Here is a 19294-nt window from a genome sequence, read left to right as displayed (position 1 = left end):
CCAGCGGAGTGACTGGCGCGTCGGTACTGCGTCAAGCGGGACAGCTGGCAACAACGGCAAGGACTGCAAGCAACACACGTTCGGCAAAGCGTGGTGGCGCGTTTCAGGTGGGAGGCGCCGCCCGCGGCGCGCTGGACGCGCGCACGATCAGTTCGGGAACCATCTCGGAAAACGCCGGCGGTGCGGCATCGGCGGGCGGGGCGGGCGCATCGACCAGTTGCTGGCCCAGCAACAGCTGCAATGCCCGCGCGCCCAGCCCGGCGATATCCACCCGCATGGTGGTCAGCGCCGGCAGCACGTAGCGCGCCATCGGCACGTCGTCGAAGCCGGCCAACGCGATGTCCTGCGGCACCTTCAGCCCGGCATGGCCGAGCGCGAACAGGCAGCCCAGCGCCATCATGTCGTTGGCCGCGAACACCGCATCCGGGCGTGCGCCCTGTGCCAGCGTCTGGCCGGCGCGGTAGCCGGACTCTTCGTCGAAGTTGCCCGGCAGCACCCACGGCTGCACGTCGGCATCCAGCGCCAGCTCGTCGCGGTAGCCGCGCAAACGCTCGTGCGCATCGAAGTTGTCGGCCGGCCCGGCGATGAAGGCGATGCGGCGGTGGCCGCTGTCGCGCAGGTGCCGGGTCATCGTCCGCGCGCCGCCGTAGTTGTCCACGTTGAGCACCGGGCGCTGGCTGGCCGCGCCGGCGCAGTTGAGCAGCACCGCCGGCAGGCCGCCGGGCAGGGCGTCCTCGTGCACGCCGGAGTCGCCCAGCGAGGGCGACATCACCACCACCCCGTCCACGCGCCCGGGCAGGCGTTCCAGCGCCTTGCGCTGCGCCTGCGGGTCGCCGTGCGAGCTGGACACCAGCAGGTGGTAGCCCTGCTCGCGCGCCACCTGGTCGATGCCGCGGATCAGTTCGGAAAAGAATTCGCCATGCAGGTCCGGCAACACCACCCCGATGGTGTGGGTGCGCCGGCTGCTGAGGCTGCGCGCGGCGTGGTGCGGGATGTAATGCAGCGCACGGGCCACCTGCAGCACGCGCTCGCGCACCGACTCGGCCACATGCTGATGCCCATTCATGGTGCGCGAGACCGTTGCCACCGACACCTGCGCTTCGCGCGCGACGTCCTTGATGGTGACGCTACCGCCTTCGGAGCGTGGCCGACTCATGGCAAAACCTCCAGGACAACGCGGCTGCCGCCGCACGCCGGGAAGGGTCGCACGGTCCGCTGGCGCAGAACGTTCGTGTCACACATGCACATGAATGACATCGGCCCCAACCGATGGCGACCTCAGAGCGAGATGGCGCGCACGCTAGCAGGAACTGCAAGCGCTTACATGATGCGCTGCACCATTGGGCTAAACGCAGGTGGCACAAGGGCTTGGCGGCATCGCCTGGACAAGTTTGTCCGGAAAGGACAACGGCAGTCAATGTCGGACACTAGGCGACAACATGCATGGAACTGCGAAAATCTAACGTTTCCGCACCGTACCCGGGCGCACGGTTGTCGCGCGCCTTGCCGCCAGTGCGTTCAGACAGCAAGATGCGCCGATCGATCAGGGGAACAGCGTGCGCATGTCGCCATCCACCGTCCGCGCCGGCCGGTTCCAGTCCATCGCGTGGGTGCTGCTGGCAGCGCTATGCCTGGGCAGCTGCCAGCGCGCCGACAAGACCGCCGCCTTGCCGGGCGCCAGCGCCGAGCCGGCCGCAGCGATGCAGTCGATGACCCTGCCCTTGCGGCGCAACGACCTGGTCGCCTATGCGCGGATCCGGGTCACCCCCGCGCAATACACCCAGCTGGAGGCGGCCTGGCGCAGCGGTGCCAGCCGTTGGCCGCTGACCGAGCTGCCGCTGCCCAACGAGGTCGGCAGCCTGCTCGGCACTTTGTCGGCGCCCGGCGCCGAGCGCCAGCTGCAGCAGGCCTTCGATGCACAGCTGGCCGGCCAGTCGCAGGGCATCCGCCAGGCCGCGCAGTCGCTGGGCCAGTTCGGCGTGCAATACCTGCGCAGCCGCAGCGACTACCAGCCCGAGCAGCGCGCCCATTACGTGCAGCTGGTCGATGCCCTGAGCGCCTGGGCGGCCACCGCGCCGCTGGCCGACCGCGCGCGTGCCAAGGCCAGCATCGCCGACCTGGTGACCGCCGCCCGCGCCACCGGCATCGGCTCAGACGCCGATCTGCAGCGCTTGGGGATGGAAGAGAGCCTGCGCCGGCTCGGGCCGTTCTGGGCCGCGGCCAAGCAGGTGCTGGAGCGTTACGGCCTGTCGCTGGACAGCAGCCTGGATGCGCTGCGCACCGGCTTGATCATGCAGGACGGCGACCGCGCCCAGGTGCGGCTGCGCTATCCGCTGGCCGCGCACGACATCGACCTGAGCATCGCCCTGATCAAGCGCGACGGCCACTGGTACCAGCAGCAGACCCAGGACGAAGTGCAGGCGCTGCTCGGCGCTGCGCCGGCGGCGCCCGCACCCGACGCCGCTGCAAGGCCTGACACCCCGGCGGCCGCGCCCGCCACGCCCGCCGCCACCGGGCAACGCCCGGCTGGGCGATAATGACCGTGATGCCAGAACAGAATCCCCTGCCGTTCCCGGACGGCCAGCCCGCCCCGCCCACCGCTGCCGCCGATCTCGGTGCCACGGCCGCCGCATTGCCGACCGCCGTTCCGATTCCGCCGGACGCTGCGCCGTCGATCGCGCCCGCCGTCGCCGCTGCCCGCAGCGCCAAACGCCCGTGGTGGGCGCGCCTGCTCGGCCGCCTGGCCGACCCCTGGCTGAGCCTGACCATCGAACCGGATCAGCCGAGCCGCTACGACGACGGCACGCCGGTGGTCTACGTGCTGGAGGACTACGGCCTGTCCAGCGCGCTGATCCTGGACAAGGCCTGCCGCGAGGCCGGGCTGCCCTCGCCACTGGTGCCGCTGCCGGGCGACCCGCTGCAGCGCAAGCGCGCCTACCTGGCGCTGTCGCGGCGCAGCAGCAGCAATTCGCTGATCCCCGAGCAGCGCGGCGGCAAGACCCATTCGGATTCGCTGGCCAAGCTGCTGCAGGCGCACCGCGTGCGCGCCGACCTGGACGTGCATCTGGTGCCGGTGTCGATCTTCGTCGGCCGCGCGCCGGACAAGCAGAGCGGCTGGTTCGCGGTGCTGTTCTCGGAAAACTGGGCGCTGGTCGGCCGCTTCCGGCGCCTGCTGGCGGTGCTGCTCAATGGCCGCACCACCATCGTGCGTTTCGCGCCGCCGATCTCGCTGCGCCAGACCATGGCCGAAGGCCTGCCGCCCGAGCGCACCCTGCGCAAGCTGCAGCGCGTGCTGCGCACCCACTTCCGGCGTATCCGTGAGGCGGTGATCGGGCCGGACCTGTCCACCCGCCGCCTGCTGGTGGACCAGGTGCTGGCCGCCGACTCGGTGCGCGAGGCGATCGCCACCCAGGCCAAGCGCGACAACTCCAAGCCGGTCGATGCCTGGCGCAAGGCGCATGCCTACGCCTGGGAAATCGCCGCCGACTATTCCAGCCCGGTGGTGCGCTCGGCCAGCTTCCTGCTCACTCATGTGTGGAACCGCATCTACGCCGGCGTGCTGGTGCATCACCTGGACAAGCTCAAGCAGGCCGCGCCCGGGCACGAAGTGGTCTACGTGCCCAGCCACCGCAGCCACATGGATTACCTGCTGCTGAGCTACCTGCTGTACGAACGCGGCATCGTGCCGCCGCACATCGTGGCCGGCATCAACCTCAACCTGCCGGTGGTCGGCACGCTGCTGCGCAAGGGCGGCGCGTTCTTCATCCGCCGCTCGATCAAGGGCAATGCGCTGTATTCGGCGGTGCTCAGCGAGTACGTCGCCCAGCTGGTGGCCGGCGGTTACTCGATCGAATACTTCGTTGAAGGCGGGCGCTCGCGCACCGGGCGCCTGCTGCAGCCCAAGGGCGGCATGATCGCGATGACGCTGCGCGCCTACTTGCGCCAGCCGCGCAAGCCGGTGCTGTTCCAGCCGGTCTACATCGGCTACGAGAAGCTGATGGAAGGCAACAGCTACCTGGACGAGCTCACCGGCCGGCCCAAGGAGAAGGAATCCATCTGGGGCCTGCTGTGGTCCATCCCCAAGGTGCTCAAGCAGAACTACGGCCAGGTGGTGGTGAACTTCGGCGAGCCGATCGCGCTCAACGACGTGCTGGCCAAGCACGCGCCCGACTGGGACGGCCAACCGCTGCCCGACGACGAAAAGCCCACCTGGCTGGCACCGGCGGTGGACACGCTGTCCACCCAGATCCAGACCCGCATCAACTGCGCCGCCGACGTCAACCCGATCAACCTGCTGGCGCTGGCGCTGCTGTCCACGCCCAAGCACGCGATGGGCGAGGCCGACCTGATCGCGCAGATCGAGCTGTGCAAGAAGCTGCTGGCGGAGATGCCGTATTCGGACCGCGTCACCGTCACCCCGCACACCCCGGCGCGCATCATCACCCATGCCGAAGAGATCAACGTGCTCACGCGCGTGTCGCATCCGCTGGGCGATGTGCTGAGCGTCAGCGGCGACACCGCGGTGTTGCTGAGCTACTTCCGCAACAACGTGCTGCACCTGTTCACGGCGTCCTCGTGGGTGGCGTGTTGTTTCCAGAACAACCGCCGCATGAGCCGTGCCGGCCTGCTGCGCCTGGGGCGCACCGTGTACCCGTTCCTGCAGGCGGAGTTGTTCCTGCCGTGGAGCGAGGACCGCTTTGCCGAACGCATCGAACAGACCATCGACATGTTCGTGCGCGAAGGCCTGCTGCTCAACGTCACCGACGACGATGGCGGCATCCTCACCCGCAACACCGGGCAGACCGACGAGGTGTTCCGCCTGCGTGCGATCGGCCATTCGCTGCAGCAGGCCTTCGAGCGCTATTACATCGCCATCTCGGTGCTGGTGAAGAACGGCCCCGGCGTGCTCGGTGCCGGCGAGCTGGAAAGCCTGTGCCAGCAGGCCGCGCAGCGCCTGAGCCTGTTGTATGCCCCGGCCGCCCCGGAGTTCTTCGACAAGACCCTGTTCCGCAGCTTCATCCAGAAACTGCGCGAGCTGCGCCTGGTGTGGCCGGACGAGAACAGCAAGCTGCTGTTCGACGAGCGCCTGGATGCCTGGGCCAAGGACGCCAAGTTCATCCTTGGCCGCGAATTGCGCCACACCATCGAGCGGGTCAGCCCCGAGGCGGTCAAGCCGGACGTGGTGCTGCCGCCGGCCGAGTAAGGCGGCAGTACAAACGCCAGCGTCTCCCTGTGGTAGGTGATGCCGGGCAATGGCAGCGCACCAGCAGGGAAGCGCAGATGCGCACGACGCCTCCCTTCTCCCACCGGGAGAAGGTGCCCCGAAGGGCGGATGCGGGTCGGTCAGCACGCGACCCCCGGCGCTGTAGTAGACCAGAGTCACTCCAGGCATCCTCCACCAACGCCGCAACTTCACACAACAGTTCCGTTCGTTTCATCCGCCTCTTGCAGCCGTACCGATAGCATCGCGCCACCTTTCATCACGATCGGGTGCGCTGGATCACTGGCGTGCCCGGCAGGAGATTTCCATGCGCGCAGCCATCCACACCCAATTCGGCGACCCGGCCAAGGTGCTCGAACTCGGGCAACGGCCCACCCCGCAGCCCGGCAAGGGCCAGGTGCGCATCGCCATGCGTCGCTCGCCCATCCACAACCACGACCTGTGGACGGTGCGCGGCAATTACGGCTACAAGCCGGAGCTTCCCGCAATCGGCGGCAGCGAAGCAGCCGGCGTGATCGACGCCCTGGGCGAAGGCGTCCAAGGCCTGCAGACCGGCCAGCGCGTGGTCGCCGCCGGCGTGCACGAGAGCTGGGCGGAGTTTTTCCTGGCCGACGCGTCCGGCGTGGTGCCGCTGCCCGACGCGCTGGACGACGACCGCGGTTGCCAGTTGATCGCCATGCCGCTGAGCGCGCTGATGCTGATCGAGTTCCTGCAGGTCGAAAAAGGCGACTGGATCGTGCAGAACACCGCCAACGGCGCGGTCGGCAAGACCGTCGCCATGCTCGCCGCCGTGCGCGGCATCAACGTGGTCAATCTGGTGCGCCGCGACGCCGGCGTGGACGAGCTGCAGGCACTGGGCATCGGTAACGCGGTCTCCACCGCCCGGGAGGGCTGGCAGGACAGCGTGCGCGCGCTGGTCGGCGAGGCGCCGATCGTGCGCGCAATCGACTCGGTGGCCGGCAGCGCGGCCGGCGACCTGATGGGGCTGCTTGCCGAAGGCGGCGAGCTGATCTCGTTCGGTTCGATGACCGGCGAGCCGCTGCAGATTTCCAGCGGCGATGTGATCTTCAAGCAGGCCAGCGTGCGCGGTTTCTGGGGCAGCAAGGTCATGGCCGCCACCAAGCCCGAGGACAAGCGCCGCATGATCGGCGAACTGCTCAAGGCCGCCGTCGATGGCAGCCTGGCCCTGCCGGTTGAAGCGGTATTCGATCTGGAAGACGCGGCGAAAGCGGCAGCGGCAAGCGCCGAACCGGGCCGCCGCGGCAAGATCCTGCTGCGCGCAGGCTGAGGACGGCGGCTCGGGTCGTCTTACGACAGTCGGCGCCTAACGCGCAAAAGCGGTGAGGCGCTTGCACGTCCGCTGACGCGAATAAGCGCCCGGATCCGTTACCCAGATCGGCCGAAGAGATCGACAATTCTCCAAGGCCGGCATATCAAGCCCCTCTCCCCTCGGGGCGAAGCGGCACCGCTTGCGCGCCACTGGCGCGCGTGCCTTGGAGCGCCCGCATCGCAAGACGTGGGCTGGGGCGCGCAGCGGGGTTGGGGTGAGGGTGTGGCCCAAGCGACCAACGCGACACGCCTCAGCTCAAGCCGGCGCCATGCGGACAAAACCCTGCCTGCGTCACCAACTGACTCAACTGCCTGTCACCGCGACGTTGATATCCACTACCGCAAAGCAAACCCAGGCGGCCGCACGCACCAACCTCACGCCGGCTCGTCAGGCACCAGTTCCATTTCCAGCCGTGTGATGCAGTCCTTGAGATGCAGCTTGCGCTTCTTCAGGCGCTTCATCTGCAGCTCGTCGTCCATGTTGGCGGGCACGCGCTGGATCTCCTCGTCCAACGCGCGGTGGGCGCGTCGCAACTCGGCGATCTGCTCGGCGATCTCGGCGGGTGAGAGAGTTTCCACGGCTCCGAGCATACACAACCACGGGCCGGCCGCGTCACCCGTGCTTGCCAAGCCGCCCGGGGCTGCGACAATGCCTGCGCGCCGTTGGGGAAACGGCGGCGCGCCTCACCTCATCATTGCCGCGCGGCCACGGCCGTCGAGAAAGGAGTCTTTACGATGCGTTTGCGTTCTTCCCTGCTGGCCCTGAGCCTGCTCACCGCCGCCAACCTGGCCAGCGCCGCCGACGTCGCCAAGTACGACGGCTTTTTGTGCTGCAACCTGCGCACCGACGGCAGCTGGATCAGCGACAGTAACTACGCCGAAGACGGCAAGCGCATGCTTCCCGTAGGAACCCCGGTCAGCGTCACCGGCTTCGGCCGCAACCGCGTCAACCTCAAGATCGCCGGCGAAAAGCAGTCCATCGGCAACGATTACAGCCGCGACCTGGACAACACCGCCTTCGCCGCCCGCTATGTCGTCACCGCCGACCCCAAACTCAAGTTGGCCACCTTTCCGCCCAAGATCCGCCAGGCCATCAATGACGGCAAGCTCACCGGCGGCATGAGCCGCGAACAGGTGCTGATGGCGGTCGGCTACCCGATCAGCAGCGAAAACCCGAATCTGGACGCCTCGCTGTGGCGCTACTGGCGCGACAGCTTCTCCGAGTACCAGGTGCAGTTCGGGCCCAGCGGCAAGCTGGTCAAGGTCACCGCGGACCCGCAGCTGATGAATCTGGTTTGGCTGCCCTGAATTGCCCGGGCTGGTCGCACATCGTGCGGCCATCTGCGTAGCGGGTTCATTGCCTGAGCAGGCACCTCGAACATCGGGAGACGGTAGGCTCCAGCAGCCGAGGTCTGGATCCTGGCGATACGCGATCAGAGCGCACAATCAGCGCTAGCGCTCTTCCCTGGCCACCGGCCGCCAAAGACCGAAGCTCATATGCAACGACATCCGGACCTGTATCCCAACGACGATAACGGCAACACCCTCTGGCACATTGCCCAGCAAGGCGTGGACCTATCGAAGCCGCGCGAGATTGCGTTCTCCGTGGTCTTCCCCACGAAGGAGTCGGCCTTGGAGTTCTCGGTGATGCTGCTGCGCTTCGAGCAAAAGGTGCGTTGCTGCCACTATCCGGAAAACACTGCATTTCCGATGGACGTGACGGTGTATCCGACCATGGTGCCGTCGCACAAGGCGATTTCAGCATTCGAGGAAGAGCTGGCCGTGGAGGCCAAGCCCCTGGGTGGCCTGAATGACGGATGGGAGTTTTCCGTGGATGACAAGGACGCCTGACGCAGCCCGTGTGCGAGAGCCGGCGATGCAGTCACTGCATCGCTGAGCTCGTTGCACCCTTACCGCGTCACCGCATCAGCGCTGCGACTGCGGTACGCGGCGCAGCTTTGACACGTCATAGCCCATGGCGGCGATGCGTTGGACAGCCTGCTGATAGTCGGCATCGGACACCTGCGGGGTACGCGCCATGTACCAGACGTAATCGCGCTTGCTGCGCGCCACGATGGTCTGCGCATATGCCGCATCCCGCCAGGCGATCACGTACTCGGCCTTGAACGGCCAGAAGAACTGCATGCTCCATAGCGCACCATTGCCTTCCTTCGCCACCTGGCCGATCGGATGCATGGACTTGAGCGGCGCCTGGAAGCTGCCCTTGCGGTAGGTGAAGGTGGTCTGGATGCGGCCATCCGGCCGCAGCGCATAGCGCTCCACGGCATCGTAGGCCTTGCGCTCGGGCCGGGTGGGAATGTGCGCAATGACGTACCAGTCGCCCATGAAGCGTGGCACGTCGACGCTGTCTGCGCGTGGCAGGGCGGCACGCGACTCGCTCCCACTTGCACTCCCGTAGACCGCTAGCGTCAGCAACAACAGCATCGAACCACCTCGCATGGCAACCTCCACCAGAAAGAAACCGTAGATAGGCCTACGGCGTTACTGTGCGTCCGGATGCAACCCCATGCGATGCAGTTCCGGACTGAGTGCACGCTGGCGTGGTGTGCCAGCGGCACGACCGTAACGCTCGACATGTCATGGCGGTGTTGAAGCGCCAGGCCGACGCCTTGCGCATGCCAGGAAACGCTTGATCGCGGGAGTGGTGAGCGCCGGGTCAACGATCAGCCGCAGCGAATCACGACGCGCTTTGAAAGCGCAGCGGTGACGGGACGTGCCGTTCAGTGCCGGCGGCAGAGCCATGACGCGCTGATAGTCCCGGCAGGCGGTAGCCCGACGGCACTCACCAGGGCGATACCGCGTCTTCCCCATACGGATGAATCGTCGCAATCCTTCCATCCGCGTCGTGCTCCAGCGGTGCCATCTTGATGCTGCGCAGATGCGTCTGCCCGCCCGACAACACGGCATCGTGATAGAACAGATACCACTGGCCGTCGAACAGGCAGATGGAGTGATGCGTGGTCCAGCCGACCACCGGGGCGAGCAGCACGCCCTGGTAGGCGAATGGCCCGTACGGGGTATCGCTGGTGGCGTAGCAGATGCGGTGGGTGTCGCCGGTGGAGTAGGACAGGTAATAGCGGCCGGCGTGTTGGTGGACCCAGGGGCCTTCGAAGAAGCGGCGGGCATGGTCGCCGGCACGTAATGATGTGCCGTGTTCGTCGAGGATGACGATTTCGCGGGTGGGTTCGGCCAGTTGGGTCATGTCTTCGCGCAGGCGGGCGACGCGCGGGCCGAGTGCGGGCGCGTCGTCGCCCGGTTCCTGATGGTCCGGCGCATAGACGTTGTCGCGGTAGTGCTGCAGCTGGCCGCCCCAGATGCCGCCGAAGTACAGGTAATGCGCGCCGTCGTCGTCGGCAAATACCGCCGGGTCGATCGAGTAGGTGCCGGCGATGGGCTCGGGTTCTGCGACGAATGGGCCTTGCGGGTGATCGCCTACCGCCACGCCGATCTGGAAGATGCCGTCGGCGCGCTTGGCGGGAAAATACAGATAGGTCTTGCCGTCGCGTTGCGCGGCATCCGGTGCCCACATCTGGCGCTGTGCCCAGGGCACGTCGCGCACGTGCAGGACCTGCCCCAGGTCTTCCACCGCCGCGCCGGGATGGGCCATGCGGAAGACGTGGTAGTCGGCCATGTCGAAGTGCGAGCCGTCGTCGCTGAAGGCAACGCCGGCATCGATGTCGTGCGAGGGGTAGATGTACAAGGCGCCGTCGAACACGTGCGCGGAAGGGTCGGCCGTATAGAGATGGGTGACCAGCGGTGCGGAAATGGCGGTGCGCGCCAGCGCCTGCAGTGCAGCGGTGTGCAGTTCATCGGACATGCGCGTACCTGTGCATGAGGTGGGAGGGAGAGGGCGTCAACTGGTGGCGAGCGCGGCGCTGCGTCGGCGCAGGCCCAGCTCGTGTTCGATGCGGGTTTCCAGCGGCTTGTCGATTTCGTACAGCGCCAGCAACGCGGTGCCGAGCAGGAACGGGATGGACGCATACACGCTGATGGCCAGACGAATGCCGTTTGTCACGGCATCGCTTTGCAGCGGCAGGGCCGCGTCGTAGCCATAGAACGCCAGGATGCCGGCGACCAGCGCGCCGCCGACGCTCAGGCCGATTTTCAGGCCGCACAGCATCGCCGAGAAGATGATCGCGGTAGCGCGGCGGTGGTTCTTCCATTCCGAGTAATCGGCCACGTCGGCGATCATCGCCCACAGCAGCGGGATGGTGATGCCGTAGAAGAAGCCGTGCAGCACGTAGGAGGCGAACACCCAGGCGATCGCAGTCGGCGGATACACGTAGAACGCCAGCAGGAACAGCGTGGAGATCAGCAGCGCGCCGCCGAACACGTTGCGCTTGCCGTAGCGATCAGCCAGCCGCTTGGAAAAGCCGATGCCCATGATCATCGCCAGGATGCCGCCGGCGCTGAACACGCTGAAGGCCGAGGTTGGTGCGTCCTGCGGCCATTGCAGCGCGCTCAGGCCGGCGCCGGTGAGCACGCTGTTGATCGCAGCGATGAAGCGGTTGAAGCCGGCGTTGTCGAGGAACAGCGTCAATGCGTTCGCGTCGAGGGTGTACTTGAAGTAGTAGATGTACATCCCGCCCTTCATGGCGAGATTGATGAAGACCAGGATGGTCAGCGACAGCATCACCAGCCAGGGTTTGTTGCGGACCAGATCGGTGAGGTCCTGGCGCACGCTGCTGCGTTGTTCGCTGATCGGCAGCACGCGCTCGCGGGTGGTGAAGAAGGTGATCAGAAAGCACAGCGTGCCGACGGCGGCAAACAGCGCCATGGTGTTGCGAAAGCCCTGTGCCTTGTCGCCATTGCCCAGGATCAAGACCAGCGGCAGCAACAACACCTGGATGATGAACTGTGCAAACGTCACCGCCAGGAAGCGGTACGCCGACAAACTATTGCGCTGCTCCATGCTGCCGGTGAGCACGCCGCTCAATGCCGAGTACGGCAGATTGTTGGCCACGTACACCAGCATCAGCAGCGTGTAGGTGGCGAAGGCGTAGGCGATCTTGCCCTGCTCGCCGAGTGCGGGCGTGTTGAACGCGGCCAGCGACAATGCACCGAACGGCAATGCCGTCCACAGGATCCACGGGCGGAACTTGCCCCAGCGCGTGCGGGTGCGATCGGCCAGGATGCCGATGATGGGCGTAAATACGAACGCGCCGAGCATGCCCACCACGAAGATCAGGGTGGCGGCCACACTCGCCGGGATGCGGAACACATCGGTATAGAAGAACGCCAGGAAGGTGACCAGCGTCTGGAAGATCAGGTTGGCCGCCAGGTCGCCGAGGCTGTAGCCGATCTTTTCGCGCAAGGAGAGCTGTTGTGAGCGATCGTTCATGAGGTGGGGCGGGGCTCAGGGAGTGCCGCAGAAAACGCCGCGGCGCGCGCCAGGCTGCCGGTCGCGATGGGAGGTGATCGCGACCGGCAAACACAGCACTCAAAAGGTACCGCGGATGCCGAGCATGACCGTGCGCCCGGGCTCGTACAGATCGTAGGTGGCGTTGGGCCAGGCGTAGGTGGTGCGCAACGGCTCGTCGGTGAGGTTGGTGACGTTGAGGGTGATCTGCGGCTTGGACGGCAGCGATTCCAGGGTGTAGCTGGCAGACAGATCCAGCTGCCCGCGCGCATCGGCGTTGAGGCGCGCGTAGGGAATGCCATTCTGGTTGGCGCCGGAAATCACCATGTCGTCGTTCCAGGTGTAGGACAGGCGCACCGAGGCAGCGTCCTTTTCCCAGTACACGGTGCCGTTCCACAGGTTGGGTGCGACGCCGACCGCCACTGCCGGAATGCCTTCACCTTCGGAGGACTGGGTGACATGGGTGTAGTTCACGCTGAAGCCCAGGCCGTCGACCAGCCGGTCCAGCGGCTGCACCCAGATCGCCTCGGTGCCGCGGATGTTGAGCACGCCGTCGGCGTTGACCTGGGTCTGGACATCCACGGTGGCCGCATTCGGGCCGCCGCGCTGGTCCAGGCCGGCCTGCTGGATCGGCAGCAGGCTGTCGTAGGGCACGCCCAGGTCGTTGAAGGGAATGCGCCGCACGCCGTTGACGGTGAAGCCGCTGATGCGCTTGTTGAACAACGTCAGGCCCACATAGCCTTCGCCGCCGGTGTACCACTCGCCGCCGAAATCCACGTTGGTGGACAGGTACGGCGCCAGGTTCGGATTGCCCTGGGTTGCGGTCTGCGCGGAGGGGTCGCTGAAGTTGGTGTTGGGCAGCATCGCGCTGGGGTCGGGCCGGGTGAGCGTGCGCGAGCTGGACAGGCGCAGCACCACGTTGTCGGCCACGTCCCAGGCGGCGTTGAACGAGGGCAGGGTTTCCTTGTAGTCCGAATCCAGCACCTGGACGCGGCGGATGCCGTTGATGGTGACCGGGCCGGTGATGGTCTGGTCGGTAGTCACGTAGCGCACGCCGGCATTGAAGCGCAGCGTGCGGTTCCACACCTCGGTTTCCGCGTTGGTTTCGATATAGAAACCCCAGTTTTTCTCGCGGATGCCGCCGGCCGAGGCACCGGTGTTGGCGGAGTTGGTCTCCGGTGCGGAATCGCGCAGCGCGTAGTAATTGGTGTCGCCCAGAAAGCGGTTGAAATCGGCGGTGATGAAGCCATCCGGGCCGGGGCGCAGATAGCCGGCCAGCGCCGCATTCGGGATTGCCGAGCCAGGGCCGCCGTTACAGACATTGCCGCCGCCACCGCGGCAGACCACCTGCTCCCAGGCGATGCTGTTGTCGAAGCCGCGGATGGTGCGCTCGGCCTGGTCGTAGGCGGCGCCGATCTTGATGTTGCGCTTGTCTTCGCCGAACTGCAGGTCGGCGCGTGCGCCCCGGGTCTCGGTCACGCGTTTTTCGTTCTGGATATTGACCCGGCCACCGCTCCAGCCCCAGCCCAGATTGGGGTCGTTGAGATCGAGCGGGCTGCTGATCGAGGGGCGGTCGCCGCCTTCGTTGCGGTAATCGACGGTGGTGAACGGCGAGGTGACCAGGATGCTGGGCGACTCGCGCTCCAGCCAGCTGCGCGTGGCATTGGCCTGCACGTTGAGCTTGATGTCCTGATTCTCGCCGAACAACAGCTCGGCACCCGGATTGACGCTCCAGAACTTGACTTCTTCCCGGTACGGGCGCGCTTCCAGGAAGTACTGCGCATTGGCAAACGTGGCGCTGGTGACCACGTTGTTCTGGTCCAGCTGCATGCCCAGCGGGATCATGTTGCCGTTGCGGCCGATCAGATTCATGCTGATTCGCTCGGTGGTGCGCTTGGCTTCCGAATACAGCGTGTCCAGGTAGAAATGCATGCTGTCGGACGGGCGCCATTCCAGCGACATCACCGAGGCATCGCGGTCGCGATCGCCATTCATGTAGACGCTGCGGCCCAGCCGCGGGATCAGCGCGTCGCTGATCTGGTCGATGCTCAGACCCGGGTTGCGCGCCAGCAGCCAGGCCGCATCGATGGTCTCGCCGGTGGTCAGGCCGCTGCCGGCGGTGGCCGGCACGCGGTCGGGAATGCGCCAGTTGCCACCGCCATTGACGTTGCACGCGGCCGGTTGATTGGTGGCCGGGGTGCCGGCAGGCGGGGTGAGGCCGCACTGGGTGTAGGTGAGGCCGGGGTTGGTCCAGCCCACGCTTTCGAAGCCGCGCACGCCCAGCTTGCCGCGGACCGAAGCCACGCCCAGCAATGCGCCGAAGGTACCTTGCTCGTTGGTCCAGCTGCCCATGAAGGCGCCACGCGGGGTGGTCTTTTCGCTGGTGCTGTTCCAGTCGGCCTGGGCCTGATAGGTGAAGTGCACGCCGGGGCGATCGAACGGGCGCGCGCTGCGCATGTCCACCACGCCGGAGACGCCGCCTTCGAGCATGCTGGCGGTGGGCGTCTTGCTGACGGTGAGCTGGGTGAAGAACTCGGTGGGAAACAGGTTCAGATCGACTTCGCGGTTCTGGTTCTGCGCGTTCAGGCCGATCGAGGCGGTGGCGATGCTGGCGCCGTTGAACGTGGTCTTGGTGAAGCTGGTGCCCAGGCCGCGGATGGCGATGTTGAGGCCCTCGCCATTGACGTCGCGGGAGAGCTGCACGCCTGGGATGCGGTTGAGCGACTCGGCGATGTTCATGTCCGGAAACTTGCCGATGTCCTCGGCAAACACGGTGTCGGCAAAGCCCACCGAGTCGCGCTTGGCATCGGTGGAAAACTGGATGCTGCGCCGGTAGCCGGAGACGGTGACGGTGTCGAGCTGGGTCACCGCATCGTTGCTGGCAGCGGCTGCCGCGGGCGGTTGTGTAGGGGCAGCGCTGTCGGCGTCGCTGGACTGTGCCCAGGCGGCGGTGCTGGTCATGCCCAGCAGGATGGACCCCAACGCGCAGGACAACGCGGTTTGTGCGTAGCTGTTCTTCACCGTAATCCCTTCCCTAACAGGTGAGCAGATGTCCCACGCATCGCCCCTGCGCAGGGAGTGCCGCTGCCGGTCAGCGGCGCGGCGATGGTGCGATGGGGGAGACGGGCGATCAGTGGCGGCCGATGTTAGCGCTACCAAATTCAGAACATCACGCTGCAGGGCAGCATAGGCGACGGAAGGCATCGCGGCGGCTGCGACAGTGGCGCTGATCGGAATGGTGCCGGCTGCGTATGGCGCACTGGCGTGCTGCACTGCGCGATGGATTTTGCCCGACAGCGTGGTAATGGTAGCGCTATCACCCGTGGCGCAAGGCCACCTTCGTGCAGGTGCAGTGCTCGATGAATCGAACCGAAGAACACGGCAGCCAGAGGCCGGGCCACACGCGACACGTGGCAGCGCATTGCTGTGGCCGTTGCGCGATTGCTCATCGCAGGCTGCGTCCAGCAGCGCTATGGCGCCCGCGCACATGAGCGAGTTGCCGCAAGCGGCCGCCGCTGACGGCACGCTGGCGCGCCTGGGCCGCATGCGTTGGCGCGTCTGCGCACTGCTGCTTGCCGCCACCACCATCAACTATGTCGACCGCCAGGTGCTGGGCGTGCTGGCGCCGTTTCTGCAGACGCAGATCGGCTGGAACGAGATCCAGTATGGCTATATCGTCACCGCGTTCCAGGCCGCCTACGCGCTGGGCCTGTTGTGCAGCGGTGCGGTGATCGACCGCTTCGGCACGCGCGTCGGCTACGCGCTGGCGATCGGCATCTGGAGCCTGGCGGCAATGGGGCATGCGCTGGCCACCAGCGTGGTCGGCTTTGCGATTGCGCGCTTCTTCCTGGGGCTGGGCGAGTCCGGCAACTTCCCCGCGGCGCTGAAGACGGTGGCCGAGTGGTTCCCGCGTCGCGAGCGCGCACTGGCCACCGGCATCTTCAATTCCGGCTCCAACATCGGTGCGATCGTCGCGCCCTTGCTGGTGCCGCTGATTGCCACCGCCTGGGGCTGGCAGGCGGCCTTCCTGTTCACCGGCGTGCTCAGCGCCACGTGGCTGCTGGTGTGGTGGCTCAGCTATCACCCGCCCGAGCAGCAACCCGGCCTGTCGGCGGCAGAGCTTGCGCATATCCGCAGCGATGCGCACGAGCCGGTGCAGCGGCGGCTGTCGTGGTTGCAGGTGCTGCGGCATCGGCAGGCCTGGGCGTTTGTGCTGGGCAAGTTCATCACCGACCCGATCTGGTGGTTCTTCCTGTTCTGGCTGCCCAAGTTCCTGCATGCCGAATACGGATTGAGTCTGTTGCAACTGGGCGCGCCGTTGATCGTGATCTTCGCGCTGGCCGATATCGGCAGCATTGCCGGCGGCTGGGTCGCCGGGCGCTTCATCGCGCGCGGCTGGAGCGTCAACCGCGCACGCAAGAGCGCAATGCTGATCTGCGCAATCTCGGTGGTGCCGATCGTGTTCGCCGCACGCGCCGATAACCTGTGGCTGGCGGTTGGCCTGATCGGCCTGGCCACCGCTGCGCACCAGGGGTGGTCGGCCAATTTGTTCACGCTGCCGTCGGACATGTTTCCACGCCACGCGGTCGCCACCGTGGTCGGCATCGGCGGCTTTGCCGGCGCGGTCGGTGGCATGCTGATCGCCACCTTCATCGGGTTCCTGCTGCAGGCCACCGGCAGTTATGTGCCGGTGTTCCTGATGGCAGGCTCGGCGTATCTGCTGGCGCTGGCGGTGGTGCACATGCTGGTGCCACGCTTGGCGCCGGCGCAGCTGCCGGCAGATGCCGCACCGACAGCCAACGCATCTTCCTGAGGGGATCATCATGCAATTACGCACACTGGCAATCGGGTTGTTGTTGGCGGCGAACGCCGCGACGCTTGCGCAGGCCGCACCGCTGGCTTCCGGCGCGCCCAAGTTCCTGGGCAGCGCCTACAGTCCGCAACAGGCGCCGGGATTTGCGCAGTACTGGAACAAGCTCACGCCGGAGAACAGCGGCAAGTGGGGCAGCGTGGAAGCGGTGCGCGACCAGATGGACTGGAGCGGGCTGGATACCGCCTACCGGCTGGCCAAGGCCAACGGCATGCCGTTCCAGATGCATGTGATGGTGTGGGGCAATCAGCAGCCGGAGTGGATCAAGTCGTTGCGGCCGGCCGAGCAACGCCGCGAGATCGAGCAGTGGTTTGCCGCGGTGGCGCAGCGCTATCCAGAGATCGACCTGCTGGAAGTGGTCAACGAGCCGCTCAACGACCCGCCCAGCAAAAACGACACCGGTGGCGGCAACTATCTGCAGGCCTTGGGCGGCAACGGCGCCAGCGGCTGGGAATGGGTGCTGCAGTCGTTCCGGCTGGCGCGCCAGCACTTTCCGCGTGCGCGGCTGATGATCAACGACTACAGCATCACCAACAGCCCCCAGGCCACGCAGAAATACCTGCAGATCGTGCAGCTGCTGCAGCGCGAGCAACTGGTCGATGCGATCGGCGTGCAGGAGCATGCCTTCGAAACCACCCCGAATGTGGCGATGTCGGTGCACCGCGACAATCTCGATGCACTGGCCGCCACCGGCTTGCCGATCTACATCACCGAGTTCGACCTAGACGGGCCCACCGATGCGCAGCAGCTGGCCGCCTACCAACGCGTGTTCCCGGTGTTCTGGGAGCACCCCGGCGTGCGCGGCATCACGCTGTGGGGCTTTCGTCCCGGCCTGTGGCGCGACAAGGAAGCGGCCTACCTGATCCGTGCCGATGGCACCGAGCGGCCGGCGCTGACCTGGCTGCGCGATTACGTTGCCAGCCACGGTGCGGCGCGGTGATCCCGGTGCCCTGCCTCTTTCCTGCCCGTTCGGCGACCGACTGATGCCTACCTCCATTCCGCTGACCCTGCACGCCGACCGCCTGTTGCCCGCCGACCCCGGCACCCGTGCGATCGCGCGCCGCCTGTATGCGCAGATCGCCGCACTGCCGATCATCAGCCCGCACGGCCATACCGATCCGGCGTGGTTCGCTACCGACGCGCCGTTCGCCAATGCCACCGAGTTGTTGCTGGTGCCGGATCACTACGTGTTCCGCATGCTCTACAGCCAGGGCATGGCACTGGATGCCTTGGGCATTCCGCGTGCGGATGGGTCGCGCGCGGCGGTGGACCCGCGCGCGGCGTGGCGCGTGTTCGCCGAGCACTACACGTTGCTGCGCGGTACGCCGTCAGCGTTGTGGTTGAATCATGTCTTCCATGAGGTGTTCGATCTGCGCATCCGGCTGGATGCCGGCACTGCCGATCATTACTACGACCACATCACCGCTGCACTGCAGACGCCGGCATTCCGCCCGCGTGCCCTGTTCGAGCGCTTCAACATCGAGGTGATTGCCACCACCGAGTCGCCGCTGGACACGCTGCAGCATCACGCGGTCATTCGCGCCAGCGGCTGGAAGGGACGCGTGCTCACCGCGTACCGCCCGGACCCGGTGGTCGACCCCGAACACGAGCAGTTTGCCGGCGCGCTGCAACAGTTCGGCGCGCTCACCGGCGAGGATGTGCTGAGCTGGCAAGGCTATCTGCGTGCGCACCGGCAGCGCCGCGCGTTCTTTGCCGCGCATGGCGCCACCTCGACCGACCACGGCCACCCCAGCGCAGCCACCGCCGATCTGTCGCCGGCCGAGGCGCAACGCCTGTTCGACACCGTGGTGCGTGGTGCCGCCACGCCCGCGCAGACCGAGCTGTTCCGCGCGCAGGTGCTGACCGAGATGGCGGCGATGAGCCTGGACGATGGCCTGGTGATGCAGCTGCACCCGGGCTGCTTCCGCAATCACAACCGGAAGCTGTTCCAGACCTTCGGGCGCGACAAGGGCGCCGATATTCCGATGCGCACCGACTACGTGCACGCGCTCAAACCCTTGCTGGACCGGTTCGGCAACGACCCGCGCCTGCGCCTGATCGTGTTCACCCTGGACGAAACCAGCTACAGCCGCGAGCTGGCGCCACTGGCCGGGCATTACCCGTCGCTGTTGCTGGGCCCGGCCTGGTGGTTCCATGACGCGCCGGAAGGCATGTGGCGCTTCCGCGAGCAGACCCTGGCCAGCGCCGGCTTCTACAACACCGTGGGTTTCAACGACGATACCCGCGCCTTCCTGTCGATTCCGGCGCGGCACGATGTGGCGCGGCGTGTGGACAGTGCCTTTCTCGCCAAGCTGGTCGCCGAGCACAGGCTGGACGAGGACGAGGCGGTCGAGGTTGCGATCGATCTGGCGTATCGCCTGCCCAAGCAAGCCTACAAGCTGTGAGGCTGAGCGAGGCAGCACGTGGCGATGCCTGCACGCGTGCAGGTAGTGCGGATCGACCATGCATGCGTGCATGGTCGATGCGAGACGCG

14 protein-coding genes are annotated in these 19294 nt (G+C 66.6%); 8 read left to right on the top strand and 6 right to left on the bottom strand.

Annotated elements, in window-relative coordinates; genetic code table 11:
* Positions 1-103: 103 nt before the first annotated feature.
* Positions 104-1156 (bottom strand): LacI family DNA-binding transcriptional regulator, encoded by a 1053-nt coding sequence (locus AC1PLA_RS20595; RefSeq protein ID WP_166769503.1) that lies wholly within the window; start codon positions 1154-1156, stop codon positions 104-106.
* A 406-nt stretch (positions 1157-1562) separates the two neighbouring features.
* Here AC1PLA_RS20595 and AC1PLA_RS20590 point away from each other — a divergent pair, with 406 nt between their 5' ends.
* From AC1PLA_RS20590 to AC1PLA_RS20580, 3 genes are all read left to right on the top strand, one after another.
* Positions 1563-2537 carry a hypothetical protein gene (locus AC1PLA_RS20590; RefSeq protein WP_481105265.1) on the top strand — a complete coding sequence of 325 codons (975 nt, stop codon included), beginning with the start codon at positions 1563-1565 and terminating at the stop codon, positions 2535-2537.
* A complete protein-coding gene (gene plsB, locus AC1PLA_RS20585) occupies positions 2537-5203 on the top strand; it encodes a glycerol-3-phosphate 1-O-acyltransferase PlsB (RefSeq protein WP_481105264.1) in 2667 nt (888 codons plus the stop codon). The genes AC1PLA_RS20590 and plsB overlap by 1 nt, the downstream gene beginning before the upstream one ends.
* A gap of 325 nt (positions 5204-5528) precedes the next feature.
* Positions 5529-6509 (top strand): zinc-binding dehydrogenase, encoded by a 981-nt coding sequence (locus tag AC1PLA_RS20580; RefSeq protein WP_053054180.1) that lies wholly within the window; start codon positions 5529-5531, stop codon positions 6507-6509.
* A 416-nt stretch (positions 6510-6925) separates the two neighbouring features.
* Here the strand turns inward: AC1PLA_RS20580 and AC1PLA_RS20575 are convergent, their stop codons facing one another.
* Complete coding sequence (locus tag AC1PLA_RS20575; protein WP_023905744.1) at positions 6926-7129, bottom strand: YdcH family protein; 204 nt, start codon at positions 7127-7129, stop codon at positions 6926-6928.
* A 156-nt stretch (positions 7130-7285) separates the two neighbouring features.
* On the opposite strand from AC1PLA_RS20575, the gene AC1PLA_RS20570 reads away from it, so the two are divergent.
* Positions 7286-7858 (top strand): hypothetical protein, encoded by a 573-nt coding sequence (locus AC1PLA_RS20570; RefSeq protein ID WP_065033359.1) that lies wholly within the window; start codon positions 7286-7288, stop codon positions 7856-7858.
* 189 nt (positions 7859-8047) lie between these two features.
* Positions 8048-8401 carry a ribonuclease E inhibitor RraB gene (locus tag AC1PLA_RS20565; RefSeq protein ID WP_024937634.1) on the top strand — a complete coding sequence of 118 codons (354 nt, stop codon included), beginning with the start codon at positions 8048-8050 and terminating at the stop codon, positions 8399-8401.
* Between the two features lie 75 nt (positions 8402-8476).
* Here the strand turns inward: AC1PLA_RS20565 and AC1PLA_RS20560 are convergent, their stop codons facing one another.
* From AC1PLA_RS20560 to AC1PLA_RS20545, 4 genes are all read right to left on the bottom strand, one after another.
* Complete coding sequence (locus AC1PLA_RS20560; RefSeq protein ID WP_024937633.1) at positions 8477-9010, bottom strand: lipocalin family protein; 534 nt, start codon at positions 9008-9010, stop codon at positions 8477-8479.
* A gap of 343 nt (positions 9011-9353) precedes the next feature.
* Complete coding sequence (locus AC1PLA_RS20555) at positions 9354-10388, bottom strand: glycoside hydrolase family 43 protein (RefSeq protein ID WP_481105263.1); 1035 nt, start codon at positions 10386-10388, stop codon at positions 9354-9356.
* Positions 10389-10424: 36 nt separating this feature from the next.
* On the bottom strand, positions 10425-11912 hold the full coding sequence (locus tag AC1PLA_RS20550) for an MFS transporter (RefSeq protein WP_481105262.1): 1488 nt from the start codon (positions 11910-11912) through the stop codon (positions 10425-10427).
* A gap of 99 nt (positions 11913-12011) precedes the next feature.
* Positions 12012-14951, bottom strand: coding sequence for a TonB-dependent receptor (locus tag AC1PLA_RS20545; RefSeq protein ID WP_481105261.1), 2940 nt, complete (start codon positions 14949-14951; stop codon positions 12012-12014).
* 466 nt (positions 14952-15417) lie between these two features.
* Between AC1PLA_RS20545 and AC1PLA_RS20540 the strand changes: the two genes are divergently transcribed.
* From AC1PLA_RS20540 to uxaC, 3 genes are read left to right on the top strand one after another with little or no spacing between them, the layout of a single operon-like run.
* A complete protein-coding gene (locus AC1PLA_RS20540) occupies positions 15418-16743 on the top strand; it encodes an MFS transporter (RefSeq protein ID WP_481105260.1) in 1326 nt (441 codons plus the stop codon).
* A gap of 10 nt (positions 16744-16753) precedes the next feature.
* On the top strand, positions 16754-17740 hold the full coding sequence (locus tag AC1PLA_RS20535; protein ID WP_481105259.1) for an endo-1,4-beta-xylanase: 987 nt from the start codon (positions 16754-16756) through the stop codon (positions 17738-17740).
* A 43-nt stretch (positions 17741-17783) separates the two neighbouring features.
* Positions 17784-19205, top strand: a complete 1422-nt coding sequence (gene uxaC / locus AC1PLA_RS20530) for a glucuronate isomerase (protein WP_481105258.1) — start codon at positions 17784-17786, stop codon at positions 19203-19205.
* The last annotated feature ends 89 nt before the right edge of the window (positions 19206-19294 follow it).

This window comes from Xanthomonas sp. NCPPB 1826 (genome assembly GCF_056725285.1).
The sequence above is the reverse complement of the archived record's forward strand: the minus strand, read 5'-3'. Positions and strand labels throughout refer to the sequence as shown.